At 35.5% G+C, this 17,187-nt stretch carries 16 protein-coding genes and 1 pseudogene; 15 read left to right on the top strand and 2 right to left on the bottom strand.

The features are described 5' to 3' along the window. Nucleotides 1–318 precede the first annotated feature (318 nt). From V7014_RS14785 to V7014_RS14720, 14 genes and pseudogenes are all read left to right on the top strand, one after another. On the top strand, nucleotides 319–1,773 hold the full coding sequence (locus tag V7014_RS14785; RefSeq protein WP_335508206.1) for a sigma-54 interaction domain-containing protein: 1,455 nt from the start codon (nucleotides 319–321) through the stop codon (nucleotides 1,771–1,773). A 214-nt stretch (nucleotides 1,774–1,987) separates the two neighbouring features. Continuing rightward, nucleotides 1,988–3,376: an amino acid permease gene (locus tag V7014_RS14780; RefSeq protein WP_438824921.1), complete on the top strand. Its 1,389-nt coding sequence runs from the start codon at nucleotides 1,988–1,990 to the stop codon at nucleotides 3,374–3,376. 311 nt (nucleotides 3,377–3,687) lie between these two features. Further along, entirely contained in the window at nucleotides 3,688–4,695 is a 1,008-nt protein-coding gene (locus V7014_RS14775) for a C40 family peptidase (protein WP_335508204.1), read from the top strand. A gap of 424 nt (nucleotides 4,696–5,119) precedes the next feature. Next, complete coding sequence (locus tag V7014_RS14770; RefSeq protein ID WP_335508203.1) at nucleotides 5,120–5,959, top strand: MetQ/NlpA family ABC transporter substrate-binding protein; 840 nt, start codon at nucleotides 5,120–5,122, stop codon at nucleotides 5,957–5,959. Nucleotides 5,960–5,989: 30 nt separating this feature from the next. Beyond that, nucleotides 5,990–7,084, top strand: a complete 1,095-nt coding sequence (locus tag V7014_RS14765) for a methionine ABC transporter ATP-binding protein (RefSeq protein ID WP_335508202.1) — start codon at nucleotides 5,990–5,992, stop codon at nucleotides 7,082–7,084. Next, nucleotides 7,026–7,676 carry a methionine ABC transporter permease gene (locus V7014_RS14760; protein WP_335508201.1) on the top strand — a complete coding sequence of 217 codons (651 nt, stop codon included), beginning with the start codon at nucleotides 7,026–7,028 and terminating at the stop codon, nucleotides 7,674–7,676. Before V7014_RS14765 ends, V7014_RS14760 begins: the two co-directional genes overlap by 59 nt. 12 nt (nucleotides 7,677–7,688) lie before the next feature. Then, entirely contained in the window at nucleotides 7,689–8,216 is a 528-nt protein-coding gene (locus V7014_RS14755) for a GNAT family N-acetyltransferase (RefSeq protein WP_335508200.1), read from the top strand. Between the two features lie 23 nt (nucleotides 8,217–8,239). After that, nucleotides 8,240–9,084, top strand: a pseudogene (locus V7014_RS14750) (MetQ/NlpA family ABC transporter substrate-binding protein). A 17-nt stretch (nucleotides 9,085–9,101) separates the two neighbouring features. Next, nucleotides 9,102–10,445, top strand: a complete 1,344-nt coding sequence (locus V7014_RS14745; RefSeq protein WP_335508199.1) for an LLM class flavin-dependent oxidoreductase — start codon at nucleotides 9,102–9,104, stop codon at nucleotides 10,443–10,445. 16 nt (nucleotides 10,446–10,461) lie between these two features. Then, the gene (locus V7014_RS14740; protein ID WP_335508198.1) at nucleotides 10,462–11,658 is read left to right on the top strand and encodes an acyl-CoA dehydrogenase family protein; all 1,197 of its coding nucleotides are present in this window, start codon (nucleotides 10,462–10,464) and stop codon (nucleotides 11,656–11,658) included. A 312-nt stretch (nucleotides 11,659–11,970) separates the two neighbouring features. Continuing rightward, nucleotides 11,971–12,591: a DUF47 domain-containing protein gene (locus V7014_RS14735; protein WP_335508197.1), complete on the top strand. Its 621-nt coding sequence runs from the start codon at nucleotides 11,971–11,973 to the stop codon at nucleotides 12,589–12,591. A 14-nt stretch (nucleotides 12,592–12,605) separates the two neighbouring features. Beyond that, nucleotides 12,606–13,604: an inorganic phosphate transporter gene (locus tag V7014_RS14730; protein WP_335508196.1), complete on the top strand. Its 999-nt coding sequence runs from the start codon at nucleotides 12,606–12,608 to the stop codon at nucleotides 13,602–13,604. A gap of 204 nt (nucleotides 13,605–13,808) precedes the next feature. After that, nucleotides 13,809–14,390, top strand: coding sequence for a histidine phosphatase family protein (locus V7014_RS14725; protein WP_335508195.1), 582 nt, complete (start codon nucleotides 13,809–13,811; stop codon nucleotides 14,388–14,390). 54 nt (nucleotides 14,391–14,444) lie between these two features. Beyond that, on the top strand, nucleotides 14,445–14,621 hold the full coding sequence (locus V7014_RS14720; RefSeq protein ID WP_335508194.1) for a hypothetical protein: 177 nt from the start codon (nucleotides 14,445–14,447) through the stop codon (nucleotides 14,619–14,621). Nucleotides 14,622–14,689: 68 nt separating this feature from the next. Here V7014_RS14720 and V7014_RS14715 read toward each other — a convergent pair whose 3' ends face one another. Then, a complete protein-coding gene (locus V7014_RS14715) occupies nucleotides 14,690–15,265 on the bottom strand; it encodes a maltose acetyltransferase domain-containing protein (RefSeq protein WP_335508193.1) in 576 nt (191 codons plus the stop codon). A gap of 159 nt (nucleotides 15,266–15,424) precedes the next feature. Between V7014_RS14715 and V7014_RS14710 the strand changes: the two genes are divergently transcribed. Continuing rightward, nucleotides 15,425–15,601, top strand: a complete 177-nt coding sequence (locus tag V7014_RS14710; protein ID WP_335508192.1) for a hypothetical protein — start codon at nucleotides 15,425–15,427, stop codon at nucleotides 15,599–15,601. 184 nt (nucleotides 15,602–15,785) lie between these two features. On the opposite strand, the gene V7014_RS14705 is transcribed toward V7014_RS14710, so the two are convergent. Continuing rightward, the gene (locus V7014_RS14705) at nucleotides 15,786–17,174 is read right to left on the bottom strand and encodes a M28 family peptidase (RefSeq protein ID WP_335508191.1); all 1,389 of its coding nucleotides are present in this window, start codon (nucleotides 17,172–17,174) and stop codon (nucleotides 15,786–15,788) included. Between the last annotated feature and the right edge of the window lie 13 nt (nucleotides 17,175–17,187).

Genomic DNA, 17,187 nt, shown 5'->3' with positions numbered 1-17,187 from the left:
AGAATTAAGATTGAATCAATTTGAATAAAAAGCATTAATAATTAACGGAAAATTAATATTTTTTAGATTGGAATGAATCTTGCATATTAAATATGTGTGGGAATAAAAAAGTTCCTGTTTATTCGTAAAAAAAACAGAAAGTTAAAGCTGCCGATTCAGAACTGAAACATGCTTAAAACGTTTGAATAATGCTTTATAAGAAGTGGGTTATCATAAGGAGATTATGTACTTCTTATTTACAAACATTAGAAGTATATCTGTAAGTGGTCAGTAATCAATTAGTTTATCTAGTATGGTGAGAGGGGTGTACGTGCTTATATGAATGTAATTAATAGTACTGACGAATTACAAAAGAAAATAGCAGAATTAGAAGAAATATTCGACCTTTCTCTCTATGAGATATTTATAACGGATGCACACGGAACCTGTGTGAAAGTAAACCCGATATGTGCGGATAATATTGGGTTGAAACCGGAAGATTTAATAGGAAGAAATGTAAGGGATCTAGTGAATGAAGGGATTTTTATGCCATCTGCCACATTGAAAGTATTGGAAGAAAAACAACCCGTTACGCTCATACAAACAACGGTTAGTGGTAAAAAACTTCATTTAACATCTACCCCAGTATTTAATGGAGCAGGTGAAATAACACTTGTCATTTCTAATGCGATTGATATCACTAATTTGTTTTCTTTAAAAGATAAGGTGAAGGAAATGGAGCAGGTCATTGAGAATTATAATAAGCAAAATGCGGATATAAGTAGTGACCAAACACTGTATGGTAAGAAAATTATCGCTAAAAATCCTGTGATGATTCAAATACTTGAATTGCTAATGCGTGTTTCAAGAATTGATTCAACCGTGCTTTTACTTGGTGAATCGGGTGTTGGTAAGACAGAGATTGCAAAGTGGATTCACGAAAGAAGCAATCGTTCACAAGGTGATTTCATCGAAATAAGCTGTGATTCAATTCCATCAAGCTTATTTGAGTCAGAATTATTTGGTTATGAAGCAGGATCTTTTTCGGGTGCACTATCATTAGGAAGACAAGGTCTGCTTGAAGCAGCAGATAATGGGACATTGTTTCTTGATGAAATCGGTGAGCTATCACTTGATTTACAAACAAAGCTACTGCAAGTTATTGAAAGCAAATCATTTAAGGAAATTGGCAGCGATAAAGCAAGAAAAATAAACACTCGTATTATTGCTGCTACTAGTAAGAGCTTAAAGGAACTTGTTGACCAAGGAAAGTTTCATAAAGAGCTCTATATTCACATATCAATTATTCCAATCAAAATACCACCTCTTAGAGAAAGACGCGATGAGTTAATTGAGTTGATTTTCTCATTACTTGATCGCATTAACATCAAATATAATTCTATGAAAATTTTATCTCCAAAACTGCTTGAAGAGTTGATCACTCACGATTGGCCAGGCAATATTCGTGAGCTGGAAAACACGCTAGAAAGATTAGTTGTAACTACCAATGATACTGTTATAGATCGTGAATTAAGTACGCCGCCAGTTAATGAGAAGCGATCTGCACAACAAAACGAAACTGAACAATTATTACATAGTGAGAAATACTTAGAGGTGCTAACTAGTTCTAAGCTTAGTTTAGATGAAAGACTTGATATGGTAGAGAAGGAAATACTGGAATATTACATGGAAAAGCTAGGTTCAACAAGAAAAGTAGCGAAATATTTACAAACAAGTCAAAGCACAGTAAGTAGAAAATGTCTAAAATATAATATAAAACTGAACCAAAAATGAATAACTTAATTCATTTTTGGTTCAGTTTTTCTTTATGATTGAATCACAAATGAATCGGAATAGTTAAAATTTACAGAAATTTATCATAATTTAGGTATTTGAATTTTGGCACGATTCTTGCAAATGTTTTATATGTAAGAAAAAGAAAAAAGGGGATAACAAGAGGAAATAGGAATCGGATATAACTAAGAAAACAATTAGGAAGGTGATAGATTTGGCAATTCAAAATACAGAATTAAAAAAGAATCTGAAAACAAGGCATGTCACAATGATTTCGATTGGCGGAGTAATTGGAGCGGGGCTCTTTGTAGGTAGCGGTAATATCATTTTACAAACTGGGCCAGCAGCACTTCTTTCATACTTACTTGCCGGATTAATCGTAGTTCTTGTGATGCGTATGCTTGGTGAAATGGCAGTTGTCAACCCAGATAGCGGATCGTTCTCTACTTATGCAAATAACGCAATTGGTCCTTGGGCTGGCTATATGATTGGTTGGCTATACTGGTTTAACTGGGTAATAATTGTGGCGATTGAGGCAGTGTTATTAGGTGAAATGGTAAATATGTGGTTTCCATCAATTCCTGTTTGGGTGGCTAGTCTTGTATTTCCAATACTATTGATGTCGACGAATGTTTTCTCGGTTAAAGCGTACGGTGAATTCGAATATTGGCTTGCAACTATTAAAGTAGTAGCAATTATTGCATTTTTATGTGTTGGTGTGGCAATGATTATGGGCTTTATACCTGGGTATGAGTCACAAGGTTTTTCAGTCATTACTGAAAATGGTGGATTCTTCTCACAAGGATTTTTCCCCGTGCTATTAAGTGTAATCTTTATTACATTTTCCCTTTCAGGTAGTGAAGTTGCAGCAATTGCAGCGGGTGAGTCTGAAAACCCAGAGAAAAATATTATTAGAGCAATTAACGCTGTAGTGTGGCGTCTTCTACTATTCTTTGTTGGTTCAGTAGCAATCTTAGTAATGGTTATTCCTCAAGATGATAAGAAGCTTCTGGCAACTCCATATGCAAGTGTATTCGATATTGCAGGTTTACCGGCAGCTGGTACAGTAATGAATTTAGTAGTATTCATTTCCTTGATGTCAGTATTAAATTCAGGATTATATACAGCTTCCCGCATGGTCTATTCACTTTCATTAAAAGGTCAGGCTCCTAAAATTTTAACAAAAGTAAATCGAAGAGGTGCTCCAATTCCTGCATTAGTATTAAGCGTAATCGTGGCTTACATCTTTACTATGTTCAAGTTCATTTCACCTAATGGTGTATTTAGTTTCCTAGCAAATGCTTCAGGTGGCGTATCACTTCTTATGTATATTATTGTTGCTGTTTCACAAATTCGTTTACGTAGAAGAATGGAGAAAACAAATCCGGAAGCACTTAAAGTTAAGATGTGGTTATTCCCATTTTTATCATATGCAACAATTATTGTGATAGGAGGAATTTTCATCGCACAAGCATTCATTGAATCAATGCGTATGCAATTCATCTTAACGTCAGGTCTTGCTATTTGTACTGTTATTTCATATTTCTTGTTTATCCGTAAGAATGAGCAAACAAATACAAACGATCAGAGAAAAGTAATTTAATAGATTAAAGATATAATAAAAAACTGTCTCACGTAATATAGAAATATTACATGAGACAGTTTTATTTTGTAGGCAAGTAGGGCATAGTTCTATTTTTTCTATAAATCCAGTATTTTCTGATGGTGGATAGGGCTGTAAAATAACTATTTCTATCATTTGTTGAATGAAAAATAGGATAAAAATAGAAGAGATGACCTGTTTTTGTAATAGAATCGTAATATTAGTATTTAGTAGGTTTTGTTAGAATAGAGTTATAATCTGAAAAGTAAAAAATACTCAAAATTTTATGTTGTTAAGGTAGGTGGACTTTATTGAAAAAATTTTTAGCTCTATTAATGGCAGTAATTCTAGCTTTTTCGCTTATTCCTGCTAATGGACAAGCAGCAACATATACGGGTAAAGATGTTGTGAATATAGCGAACAAGTATTTAGGTGTACCTTATAAGTTTGGTGGGACAACACCAGATGGGTTTGACTGCTCGGGTTATTTAATTTATGTGTTTAACCAGGTTGGGATATCACTTCCTCGAACATCTGAAGATCAATACAACAAAGCTGGAGTAAGTGTTGATAAAAAGGATTTACAAGTGGGAGACTTAGTGTTTTTCTCTAATACATATAAGCCTGGTATATCACATGCTGGTATATACGTAGGAGATAATAACTTTATTTCTGCGACGAATAGCGGTGTTGTAGTAGCAAGTTTAGATAATACATATTGGAAGCCGAAGTACACTGGTGCAAAGCGTGTACTAAATACTGATGGCTCTCAGAGTTCTTCTAAGTTCCCTGATTTAGGTACAGATCATTTTGCTTATGATGCTATTAATACTTTAACATCACAAGGTGTAATATCAGGATATCAAGATGGAACTTTCCGCCCAAATGATAATGTAACAAGAGGGCAAGCAGCGGCGATTATTAATCGTGTATTAAAACATACGGCAACAACTGATGTATCATTCCAAGATGTATCATCAAATCATACTTTTGCCAAAGAGATTGCAGCAATTAAAGAATTAGGTATTATTAATGGTTTTCCAGATGGAACTTTCCGTCCAAACGACATTATGACAAGAGCGCAAATGGCTGCTATTGTAAAAAATGCATTTAACTTAAAGCAACCGAATATCTCAAGTTCAAATTCTGATCCGGTTTATAGTGATGTAGGACCAAATAATACATTCTTTGAAGCAATAACGATTATGTATGAAATTGACACAACGAAGGGCTTTAAAACAGATAAATATCTACCATTCCAATCAGCTTCAAGAGCGGATTTCTCTGCAGCGATTTTTAATGGTATGAATGCACGCTAGGCAACTAGTTTGATTTATTTGTCAAATGCTAGATTCGACCACTAGTTTTGACCTATAGAATAATAGATAACAAGAAGATGACTAGAATACTTCGTTGCAGACGAATAATTCAAGTCATCTTCTTTCGTTTTACTAGATACAATAATGGAGTGAGAGAGATTAGATGAAATTAACATTTGAGCAATGTTTTAATCAGTTTGATTTATATGAAGAAAACTTCTGTCTGTTTTTGAAAAGATGAATCACCAAAAATATTTTTCAAAATATATTGACTCATAGCTATATAGAGAGTAAAGTAGATAAAAATTTCAATTAATGGAAATAATATTTTAGTTTTGAATAGCATATATTTTTTTAAACTAAAAACCAAGTATTTAAATAGGAATTATCGAATAAAAATTGTATATGATAAGGAGTGGAAGAAATGAAAAAAAGTAATTGGATCTTAGGGGCTCTATTAGCTTTAACGATTGTGGTGCTTGCTGGTTGTGGAAAAGCAGAAGATGTCGCTTCTGACAGTAAAGATCAGAAGGGTAATGAAACAAAAGAAGTTACATTAAAGATTAGTGCTTCATCAACACCACATGCAGAAATTTTAGAATTCATTGCACCAAAGTTAGAACAAGAAGGTGTTAAGTTAGATGTCACGATTACACAGGATAGTATTCAAACGAATCAATTAACGGCAGAGAAAGAGCTAGATGCTAATTTCTTTCAACATACTCCGTATCTTGATCAATGGAATAAAGATAGCAAACAAAATTTAGTAAGTGTTACGGGTGTACACATCGAACCTTTCGGCGTCTATTCAAAAAAAATTAAGAACATTAAAGATCTTTCTATTGGAGCGAAGATTTCTGTGCCGAAAGATCCAGTTAATTTCTCAAGAGCATTACAGCTATTTGCAGCGAACGGCATAATTGATCTAAAAGATTCAAAATCAGACTACACAGTAGAAGATATTACGAAGAATGATAAAAAATTAGAATTTATTCCGGTAGAAGGAGCGGTTCTTGTTCGTTCGTTAGATGATGTTGAAGCTTCAGCCATTAATACGAACTATGCGTTAGAAGGTGGATTTCAACCTTTAAAGGATGCTTTAATCATTGAGGGAAAGGATTCTCCATATGTCAATATATTGGTAGCTAGTCCGGATAATAAAGGTGATGAAAGTATTCAAAAGCTTGCAAATGCCTTAACAACACCAGAAGTGAAGCAGTTTATTGAAGAGACGTATGAAGGAGCTGTCGCATCTGCTTTTTAATGAAAAATAATAGAGCGTAGGGGGAGTAATATGATTGAATTTCAGAATATTTCGAAAATATTTAAGAGTGCTGGTAAAGAAGTTGAAGCGTTGAAAGGTATTCGATTAACGATAGAACAAGGAGATATATTTGGGGTAATTGGTTTTAGTGGAGCAGGAAAAAGTACGTTAATTCGAACGGTAAATTTACTAGAATATCCGACAGCTGGAGAAGTGTTAATTGAAGGACGAAATTTAACGAAGCTATCTGATAAGCATCTGCGCGAAGCAAAGAAGAAGATCGGTATGATATTTCAGCACTTCAATTTGCTCAATTCGAAAACCGTATTTGAAAACGTAGCGATGCCACTTCGGCTTAGTAAGACGAAGCAAATCGAAATCGAAAATCGCGTTAATCAATTGCTTCGTTTCGTTGGATTAGAAGATAAAGCGAACAGTTATCCAGATCAGCTTTCTGGAGGGCAAAAACAACGTGTCGGAATAGCTCGTGCCTTGGTCACGAATCCGTCCATTCTTTTGTGTGATGAGGCAACATCAGCTCTTGATCCACAAACAACGAAGTCGATATTGGAATTGCTGAAGCGAGTAAATGAAGAATATAAAATTACCATTTTAATTATTACTCACGAGATGGAGGTTATTAAGCAAATTTGTAACCGAGTTGCGGTGATGGAAGATGGTCGAATAATTGAGTCAGGTAGCGTGTTTAATATGTTCTCAAATCCGCAAACAAATACGGCTCGCAACTTTGTTCATTCGGTCATTAGAGATGAAGTGCCAGACAGTGTCATTCACTTATTGGGGGATACTAAGCGGCAAAGTCGAATATATAAAATTGATTTCTTAGGTGTGAGCTCAAGTCAACCGATTGTTTCGAGCACTGCAAAAGAATTTGATGTAGAAATCAATATTCTATTTGGAAATATAACTGAATTACAAGGTATTCCATTCGGCAATTTAATTGTTGAAATCAGCGGTAGCGATAGAGAAATAGAAAGAGCACATCAATATATTGCAACGAAAAATGTCACGATTAATGAAGTAACTAATAAGGGGGTAACGGGAGATGGAAGTAAGCAACGAACTGATTTTGGAGGCATTGTGGGAAACGTTGTACATGGTTAGTGTTTCCCTTTTCTTTGGGGCGATTATTGGAATCTTGCTAGGTGTAACACTAGTTGTAACGAGAAAAGGACATATATTAGAGAATCGCATTGTATTTTCGATTGTGAATCCAATCGTTAATACTTTTCGTTCAATTCCTTTCATTATCTTGTTAGTAGCAATTATTCCTTTTACAAGATTGATTGTAGGAACATCAATTGGAACAACAGCTGCTATAGTTCCGCTTGTTCTTCATATAGGACCATATATGTCGCGATTAGTGGAGAACTCACTGCTTGAGGTAGATGAAGGAATTATTGAAGCAGCTAAAGCGATGGGGGCTACACCTTTACAAATCATTTTCAAATTCTTAATCCCAGAAGCTTTTCCATCACTTATATTGAGTGTAACGACAGCTACGATTGGTTTAATTGGTGCTACGGCAATGGCTGGCGCTATTGGTGGTGGCGGTCTTGGTGACTTAGCGATTACTTATGGGTATCAACGTTTCTCGACAATAACCATCGTTGTGACAGTTGTGATTCTTGTTGTAGTTGTACAGGGAATTCAATCGATAGGAAATATGTTAGAACGAAAACTTAGAAGAGTGTAAGGAGTTTGAAGAATGACGGAACAATATCGAATTGCAACACTTAAAGATGCAGAGGCTGTATTAGATGTGACACACCGAGCATATGAACCTATTCGAGAGATGAGATTACCGTTTCCAGCAGCTACAGCCACAATTGATATGATGAAGGAAAATATTTATAAACATGCAACCTATGTCGCAGAAGACGATGGGCGTTTAATTGCAACTATCACATTAATATATCCTTGGGGCCACTGGCGGAACGATGCTCAATATCCATATGTTTGGTGGTTTGCGGTAGATCCTGCTTTTAAGAAGCAAGGTGTAGGGAATCGTTTACTTACTTATATAGAAGAAACGATTGTGAGAGATACGTTGAAAGCACCTGAATTAACACTTGCAACATCCATTCATCATCCTTGGTTGATACCGATGTATGAAAGACGAGGTTATAAAAAGGTGGAGTTAATCGAATTAGAGAATGATACAGTGTACGTATTACGGAAAATAGTGAGCGCTGATTACTATAAGAATGTTAAGAAGGAAGAGCCGATATCATAAAAAGCAATCAAAGGAGACGTACAATGAAAAAATTGTTAATACCACTCTTATTGTTATTTGCAATTATTGTAACGGGCTGTTCTAGTAAAGACACGAATGGTACGGAAAAGGATAAGGTTATTAAAGTGGGAGTTCGCTCAGCGGAAAGACATGGGAATTTGTTAAAGAACTAGCTGATAAAGAAGGCTTAAAGATTGAAGTTGTAAATTATTCTTCAGCTTATAATCCAAATGAATCATTAATGGCAGGAGACATTGATGCAAATGCGTTTCAACATATTGCTTATTTAGATCAATTTAATGAGATGAGCGGAGCGGATTTTGTTCCAATTGGTACGACCATTATGGCACCTCTCGGATTGTATTCGAACAAATATAAGAAGGTAGAAGAGTTTCCAGAAGGCGCACAAATCGCTGTACCAAATGATGCATCAAACTGGGGACGGGCTTTATTACTATTAGAAGAAGCTGGGTTAATTACTGTTGTTGATGGTTTCGATGGAAATGGTGGCGAAGATAAAATTAAGGAAAATCCAAATAATATCAAAATAGTTCCCACTGATTCCGCTAGTACGCCACGTGTAATGGATGATGTGGCAGGTTCTGTTATTAATAATGGTATTGCTGTTGAAGCGGGACTTGGTTTGAAAGATGCGGTTATTCATGAGTGCAAGACGGCAAAGCCATTCATCAATATTATTGCAGCTAGAAAGGAAGATCGAAATAACCAAGGCTTGAAGAAGTTAGTGGAAATCTATCAATCGAAGGAAACAGCGGCTTTTATTGAAAAAACATTTAAAGGAAACTACATTCCGACTGTTCTATCACTTGAAGAGTTACGTACGTATAAAGAGGCTTATAACAAATAATGAAATGAGGAGAACTAATGACGAAGGAGAGACAAATCAAGTTGGCTGCTTATTTAATAGGTTCTGGTATGCATGTAACAGCATGGCGTCATCCTGATTCTAAACCAGATGCCAGCATTGATGTGAAGGCTTTGCAAAAGCTAGCACAAATAGCGGAGAAAGGAAAGTTTGATATTGCTTTTATTGCAGATAGTTTAGCAATCAATAAAGAATCACATCCACATATTCTTAATCGTTTCGACCCAATCGTTCTTATTACAGCATTAGCAAGTGCTACTGAAAAAATAGGAATTGCTGCAACAGCCTCTACGACGTACAGTGAACCTTTCGTGTTAGCAAGACAATTTGCTTCGGTTGATCATATAAGTGGAGGTCGAGCTGGATGGAACTTAGTAACGACAGCGGATGCGACAGGGGAAACAGCGAAAAATTTTAGTCGGGAGCAGCATTGGGAGCATGATCATCGTTATGAGCGTGCGGAAGAATTTATTGATGTTGTGCAAGGGCTATGGGATTCATGGGAAGATAATGCGTTCGTTTATGATAAAGAATCTGGTGAATTCTTTAATCCTGAGAAGCTACATGAAATCAATTATAAAGGTAGCTATTTCAATGTGAAAGGTCCATTGAATATTGCTCGTTCGAAGCAAGGACAGCCAGTCATTATTCAAGCGGGTGCTTCAGAACCTGGCCAAAGATTAGCGGCAAGAACAGCGGAAGCGGTATTTGTGCATTGGGATAATCTTGAGACAGCGAAAACGTATTATAAAAATTTTAAAGCGCGATTGAAGGACTATGGAAGAAGTGAAGATGAGCTACACATTCTTCATGGTATTTCTCCAATTGTTGGAGAAACGAGAGAAATTGCACTTAAAAAGTTTCATGCCCTTCAAAAGTTAATCGACCCTTATGAAAGTTTGAAATTTGTTTCTGGTTATATGGGAAATGTAGACTTTTCTAAGTATCCGCTTGATACACCAGCTAAAGAAGTTGAATTCCCAGCTGTAAATAGTATCCAAAGTTACTTCAATGAAATGAAAAGCATTATTGATAAGGAAGACTTAAAAATTGGTGAATTATATGCTAGATTTTTCGGTCCTGGCCGAGAGGATGGTTTTATCGGAACGGCGATAGAAGTAGCAAATGAAATGCAGAAGTGGTTTGAAGAAAAGGGCTGTGATGGATTCATGATTCAATTCCCACTATTACCAGGTGATTTAGATGATTTTGTTCGTTTAGTTGTACCGATTTTACAAGGAAGAGGTATTTTCAGATTGGATTATGAAGGTGATACGTTGCGTGATCATCTTGGATTAAATAAACCTGTAAATCGTTTTGTGAAAAAGGGTATGAAAGCTTAAGAGAGAGGGAGAGAATATGGCTCGATTTAGCGATGAATTATTTGTAAGAAATGAGCGAGAAGCAGAGCTCGTTGCTTATGCAGATCGCTTAGCCACTGAGATAGAAGATAAAGCAGGCTACTATGATGAAACAGGGCAGTTTCCGTTTGAAAGCTTTGAATTTTTAAAGCAACAAGGCTATTTCAAATTAACGATACCAAAACAATACGGTGGTGATGAAATTTCACTTTATGAACTACTGCTTGTTCAAGAGCGGTTAGCACGAGGTGATGGTTCAACGGCCCTTTCGGTTGGATGGCACTTACTCACATTTTTAAATGTGCGCGAAGCACGCCCCTGGCCGGAAGATGTCTTTGCCCAATTGTGTAGAGATGCAGTAGAGAATGGCGAACTTATTAATATTATTAATACGGAAAGAAATGTAGGAAATTTAGTGCGTGGAGGTAAACCGACGACAGTTGCAAGACGCACGGAGGGCGGATATCTTATTACTGGACGTAAATCGTATGCTTCGTTGGCCCCGATTCTTAATCATTTTACAATCATTGCTTATGTAGAGGATGAAGATGTAAATGCTGAATTTCTCGTAACAAAGAATGAAGGTGTGGATGTTATTGAAACGTGGAATACACTAGGAATGCGTTCTACAGGAAGTCATGATATCGATATGAAAGAGGCGTTTGTACCGGAAAATGCATTATTAACTAGACATGATCCAAATAAGCCAAGTCGTTTCTTAGCGGATGGTCGTATTTATTCATTAGAAATTCCTGCTGTTTATTTAGGTATTGCCGGAGCGGCGCGAGATATCGCCGTCAATTTTGCGAAAACAACATACTCACATAGTTTACAAAACTATATATCGCAAGCAAGTCACGTGAGACAAAAAATAGGTGAAATTGAAGTGCTTTATCATTCTTCTCGTAGTTTACTTTACTCGCTAGCTGATCGCTTCGAACGTGATATTACACTGCGGGAGAATCTTTCTAATGATGTAAGCCTTGTAAAACATATTATTTGTGGCAATGCGATCAAAATAACTCAATTAGCAATGAAAATCGTAGGTGGTCGCAGCTTGTCGCGTGGACAAAAGCTTGAACGACTATTTCGTGATGTACAGTGTGGACTTTTTAATCCACCACAGGAAGATATTATTATTGAACAACTTGCTAGTAGTGCCTTGAATGAGCAAAAACAACCACAATCAATTTAAAAGATTTCTTCGACTAACTATCAAAAGCTGTATTGAATGTCAACTGATCATTCAATATGGCTATTTTTATATAATTAAACGAAAGCTATTTGAAAGATATATTTTCAGGTAGCTTTTTGCTTTTAAAATAAAGATAGTATGGAACATTATTCTAATATTGTTAAAAAATCAACACAATAAATATTAATTTTTTGTAAATTTTTAAGTTTAAGTCTGTATTATTTCGTAAATTGGGAGTAGACTTGTAAAGTCCGTATAAATGCTAATAATATTAGAGGATTTATTTTGTATTAAGATTGAGAGGGAATGTAAATGGTTTTTAAATCAAAAAAAGATAAGTTTAGCACGATGCTGTTTAATATTTCGGAAAATTTAAAGCAGGCAGCAGATTACTTCTGTGATTATAAATTACGTAATGTAAGTGATTTAAAAACATTCACAGAATCAATGAAAGAATATGAACACAAAGGTGATGGTTTTGTTCATGAAGTGATTCGTGAGTTAAATAATGCATTCATTACACCTATTGAACGTGAAGATATCCTTCATCTTGCAATGAGTATGGATGATGTATTAGATGGATTAGAGCATTGTGCGGCACTTTTTGAAATGTACTCAATTGTTGATGCGGATGATTATATGATTAAGTTATCGGAAAATATCCGTAACGCTACATATGAAATTGAGCGTGCGGTAAATTTATTAGAATCGAAGAAGCTTATACAAATACGTGATCATGCGATTAAAATCAAAGAGTATGAAACAAATTGTGATGGAATTCACAGACAGAGTATTAAAAATTTATTTGCTGTTGAGAAAGACCCAATTCGTATCATTCAATATAAAGAAATTTATGAAGACTTAGAAGAAATCGCTGATTACTGTCAAGCTGTTGCTAATACGCTTGAAACAATTATCATGAAGAATGCGTAAGGAGCTAAGCTTAAATGGATACTTTATTTTTACTCACCATCCTTATTGTTATAGGAGCTCTCGCATTTGATTTTATTAACGGCTTCCATGATACAGCTAATGCAATTGCAACAGCTGTATCAACAAAGGCTTTAAAACCTAGACATGCTATCATTTTGGCTGCGGTGATGAACTTTGTTGGAGCCATGACATTCACAGGGGTTGCTAAAACAATTACACAAGGTATAGTTGACCCGTTTACATTAGAAAATGGTTCGGTTGTTATTCTAGCAGCACTTATCTCTGCCATTGCTTGGAATTTAATTACTTGGTACTACGGTATTCCAAGTTCATCTTCTCATGCAATCATTGGTAGTATAGCTGGTGCGGCTATTGCAGCAGCAGGTATTAATGCAATTAATTTCGCGGGCTTTGGAAAAATCATACTTGCATTAATTTTGTCTCCATTATTAGCATTTACACTTGGTTTTATCGTTTATAGTATTTTTAAAGTAGTGTTTAAAAATAATAACTTGTCTAAAACCAATCAGCGTTTCCGCTATTTCCAAATAGCTACAGCCGCTCTTCAGTCCTATACACATGGAACGAATGATGCGCAAAAAGCAATGGGGATCATTACAATGGCCTTAATTGCAAATGGTTATGTAACCTCCACTGATATTCCATTCTGGGTACAGGTTTCCTGTGCGACAGCGATGGGTCTAGGAACATCGGTTGGTGGTTGGAAAATCATTAAAACAGTTGGCGGTAAGATTATGAAGATTCGTCCAGTTAATGGGGTAGCTGCTGATTTAACAGGGGCAAGTTTAATCTTCGGTGCAACAACAATCGGTTTACCGGTAAGTACAACACACGTTATTTCTTCTTCTATTCTAGGGGTTGGATCAGCTCACCGCCTAAAAGGAGTTAAGTGGGGTACAGCTCAACGTATGCTTATTACTTGGGTCATTACATTGCCGATTTCAGCTACAATAGCTGCCCTTATGTATTACGTATTAAATTTATTTTTCTAATGAACGAAAGCTTGTAGAGAGTAAAAAAATCTCTGCAAGCTTTTTTTAATTAGAGGTGGTTTTGATTAATAATCCGAATTATTTTAAAATTAATGTAGTGAAAATAGGTCTATGTTATGCTTAAGGAAGGGATTTACTATGAGAAAACAATCTAGAATAACTCCATTTAAATTCATGGTTAAAGTGCGAAAAGGAGATGTATAAATGACTACGATTGGATTCATTCGACACGGAATTACTGAGTGGAATAATACTGGTAAGTTTCAAGGTATTGCGGATATTCCTCTAAATGAAAGTGGGAAAAAACAGGCTACTGCAATCGCAAATAGACTTTATTCTGAAGAGCAATGGGATCTAATAATCTCAAGTAACTTAATAAGAGCTAAAGAAACAGCTATCATTATTTCCAGAAAACTTAATATACCGTCAGTAATTATTGATGAAAGAATTCGTGAAATAAACTGTGGAAAATTAGAAGGATTAACAGAAGAAGAAATCATCTCTAAATGGGGAACTAATTGGCGAAAACTAGAACTTGGAATGGAGAGTTATGAAAATGTACAAATAAGAGGAAGAGATTTTTTGGAAGATACTGTTATTAGATATATGAATAAGCGAATATTAGTTGTCAGTCATGGTGCATTGATAGGGCTTACTTTGCAAACCATAATGCCCTCAACATTTAAAAAAACAAATATTGATAATACATCGCTAACGATCCTTGATTATCATAATAACAAATGGGCTTGTAACTTATATAATTGTACGATACATTTGGACGGGTGAATGGTTTTGAAGTAACGCTGAAAATAATTACAAAGAAGTTGGAAAAATATTCTAATGACTAGTTCGATTACAAACTTTGTTGGAATGGGTCCTTACATATTATTCGATCGTTTCTATCCAACAGCTTTCGGAATGCATACCGTTGTATTGCCGATTCCATTATCTTTAGTTACATATGTAAAAGGAAGTTTGTTAACGAGTAAGAAGGTAGGCAAGGCTGAATTTGTATAACAAGAATGGATGATTTGAAAAAGCTGTTTCACATTTTAGTTTGTGAAACAGCTTTTTGCATGGTGAGATTAATTGCTCGGTTCGTTCTCATCAATTGTTCTAATGATTCTTGCTGGATTTCCACCAACGATTACGTTATCTGGAACATCTTTAACAACGACTGAACCAGATGCAACTACTACATTGTTACCAATTGTAACTCCCGGATTAATAACAGAACGTCCTCCAATCCATACATTATCACCAATTCTCACTGGTTTACCGTACTCTGGTCCAGCACTTCTAAGTTTTGCTTCGATAGGGTGGGTAGCTGCATATATATGTACTCCAGGTGCTAAGAAACAATTATCACCAATTTTAATTTCGCAAACATCTAATAATACAGTATCGAAATTAGCGTAGAAGTTTTCCCCAATATGAATATTGTATCCATAATCACATTTAACAGTAGGTTCCATGTAGAGGCTCTTACCTGTGGAACCGAATAGCTTCTTTAGTAATTCAGAACGAATCTCTAGGTCATCTTCTGTCGTTTGATTGTAAAGCCTAGTTAATCGTCTAGCTTCTTTTCTATCAGAAACTAGGACGGCATCTGAAGCATCGTATAATTCACCATTTAACATTTTTTCTTTTTCTGTTTTCATTGTACACCTCAATATTTTGTATGAATTTTCTTGATATACTTATTTTCCAATATATTAGTCGTTAAATCAATCGTTTCTATGATTATGGTTTATGTAAATTAGTTAATTTACTATAAATGTGAAAGAATTCAAAAAAATATACCAAAAGAGTATATGTCTATGATTATATTGATCGATTATATTCATCAGTATAAAACGGTTAATGTTGCTATAATTAGAGGGACTAACGTTTCATTTGTAACTCGTAGAGAAGAGGATTTAATGAAGGTGGAGAGAGGTTGTCCAATAAGTACTATTTACTATATTTGTTTGATTGATGGGAAAGTAATTCTTTAATTTTAAGAAGATACATGGGTCTCATCTAGACCGAAAGTACTAAATATAGGTATTCTAACATAACAGCCAAGTTTATCTATTTCAAGTAAACTACTTCGGAGGGATAACAAAACGTAAAAGGGCGTCCGAAAAGTGATTGAAAATTACTTTTCGGACAGCCCCTTATCTGTTAATTATCGATTTATTAATCAACTGGTCGATTTTCAAACGGGTATTCAACTAAATCTTCAGCTACTTTTGTGTTAGGTAATTTTGAAGTGTCTAAGCGAGTAATTTGATATACGGATGTCCCAACAATTTCAGCTACTTGTTGCAACTTATCTTTGCTGATTTTATCGATTGTATCTGTAGGTTGGTGGTACCAAGGTTCAACTGGGGAGTGAATGAACAATGCTGAAGGAATGCCTAAGTCATGGAAAGGCTGATGATCGCTACGGCCTAATTGTCCATAAGGAATGACTTCTGAACGGATTTTTACTGCTGATGTTGCAGCTAAATCAGTAACAAGGTTTTTCTTACCGTCTATTGTATACATGATTAGCCCACCAGCTTGTTTATCTGGACCAGCATCACGGCCACCAATCATATCCATTTGGAAGTGAGAAATCATTCGACTAACTTCATCTTTTGGGAGAGAAGCGGCATAATACGAAGAACCTACTAAACCTCTTTCTTCAGAACCAAATGTAATGAAGCGGACTTCTGTATCAATTGGCATTTTAGCATAAATTCTTGCTAATTCAAGCACGGCTGAAACACCAGAAGCGTCGTCGTTAGCGCCTGCTCCTCCTGGAACGGAGTCATGATGTGAACCAATTGTTACGATTTGATTTGTATCATTTTCTTTTTTCGGCTTTAGGGAAGCAATTACGTTATAGGATGTTTTTTCAATTTTCTCCTGATTGATATCTATTGTAGCTTCAAGAGATTTGTTTTTTAGTTTCTCAACAATCTTCAATCCTTCTTCTTGAGAAATTGCTACTGAAGGTATACTCTGTCCTTCACCCACGCTACCAAAATTATTTCCCGGGGAAGTATTATTGTACATAATTACTCCAATTGCACCTTTATCGATGACGTTTTTCAGCTTTTCTACGTATGTAAGATCTCCTCTTTCAATAAGTACAATTTTTCCTTTTACATCTCCTATTTCATTTGGCTTAGCTTTACCTACATAAACTAGTGGCGCAGTCACTAGTTTGCTGACGCTATCAGTAAACGGTCTAGGTTTTTCACTTGCTACACTACCATCAACCTTTACAGACACATGATTGACTTTTGTATCATAGATTGGGAATGGTTGAATTCTAGTATCATAACCTAGACTAATAAACTTGTTAGATATATATTGTACAGCTTTAAGTTCTCCTTCTGTTCCCGCTGCTCTCGGTTCTTTTGATAATTCATCAACGGTTTGATACATATTTTCGGCGTTGATTTGTTTGCTAATTGTGTCATCAAATGCTATTTTTGTAATCTCATGTGGTGAAGTATTAGTAGGCTCTGCGTATGCTGTTCCTGTAGATAAGACTATACCAACAGCTAAAATGGTACTTATGGTTTTACGAAACATTTTATTCCTCCTC

The sequence above is a fragment of the Bacillus sp. JJ722 genome, assembly GCF_036963345.1.
In the GTDB taxonomy this organism is placed as follows: Bacteria; Bacillota; Bacilli; order Bacillales; family DSM-1321; genus Bacillus_AD.
The sequence above is the reverse complement of the archived record's forward strand: the minus strand, read 5'-3'. Positions and strand labels throughout refer to the sequence as shown.

Excerpts from the sequence above, each read along its gene's own strand:
- V7014_RS14745 (WP_335508199.1), top strand. The coding sequence starts at position 9,102 with ATGACGAAGGAGAGACAAATCAAGTTGGCTGCTTATTTAATAGGTTCT.
- V7014_RS14755 (WP_335508200.1), top strand. The coding sequence starts at position 7,689 with ATGACGGAACAATATCGAATTGCAACACTTAAAGATGCAGAGGCTGTA.
- V7014_RS14740 (WP_335508198.1), top strand. The coding sequence starts at position 10,462 with ATGGCTCGATTTAGCGATGAATTATTTGTAAGAAATGAGCGAGAAGCA.
- V7014_RS14785 (WP_335508206.1), top strand. The coding sequence starts at position 319 with ATGAATGTAATTAATAGTACTGACGAATTACAAAAGAAAATAGCAGAA.
- V7014_RS14735 (WP_335508197.1), top strand. The coding sequence starts at position 11,971 with ATGGTTTTTAAATCAAAAAAAGATAAGTTTAGCACGATGCTGTTTAAT.
- V7014_RS14765 (WP_335508202.1), top strand. The coding sequence starts at position 5,990 with ATGATTGAATTTCAGAATATTTCGAAAATATTTAAGAGTGCTGGTAAA.
- V7014_RS14710 (WP_335508192.1), top strand. The coding sequence starts at position 15,425 with ATGATTATATTGATCGATTATATTCATCAGTATAAAACGGTTAATGTT.
- V7014_RS14720 (WP_335508194.1), top strand. The coding sequence starts at position 14,445 with ATGACTAGTTCGATTACAAACTTTGTTGGAATGGGTCCTTACATATTA.
- V7014_RS14725 (WP_335508195.1), top strand. The coding sequence starts at position 13,809 with ATGACTACGATTGGATTCATTCGACACGGAATTACTGAGTGGAATAAT.
- V7014_RS14705 (WP_335508191.1), bottom strand. The coding sequence starts at position 17,174 with ATGTTTCGTAAAACCATAAGTACCATTTTAGCTGTTGGTATAGTCTTA.
- V7014_RS14770 (WP_335508203.1), top strand. The coding sequence starts at position 5,120 with ATGAAAAAAAGTAATTGGATCTTAGGGGCTCTATTAGCTTTAACGATT.
- V7014_RS14715 (WP_335508193.1), bottom strand. The coding sequence starts at position 15,265 with ATGAAAACAGAAAAAGAAAAAATGTTAAATGGTGAATTATACGATGCT.
- V7014_RS14760 (WP_335508201.1), top strand. The coding sequence starts at position 7,026 with ATGGAAGTAAGCAACGAACTGATTTTGGAGGCATTGTGGGAAACGTTG.
- V7014_RS14730 (WP_335508196.1), top strand. The coding sequence starts at position 12,606 with ATGGATACTTTATTTTTACTCACCATCCTTATTGTTATAGGAGCTCTC.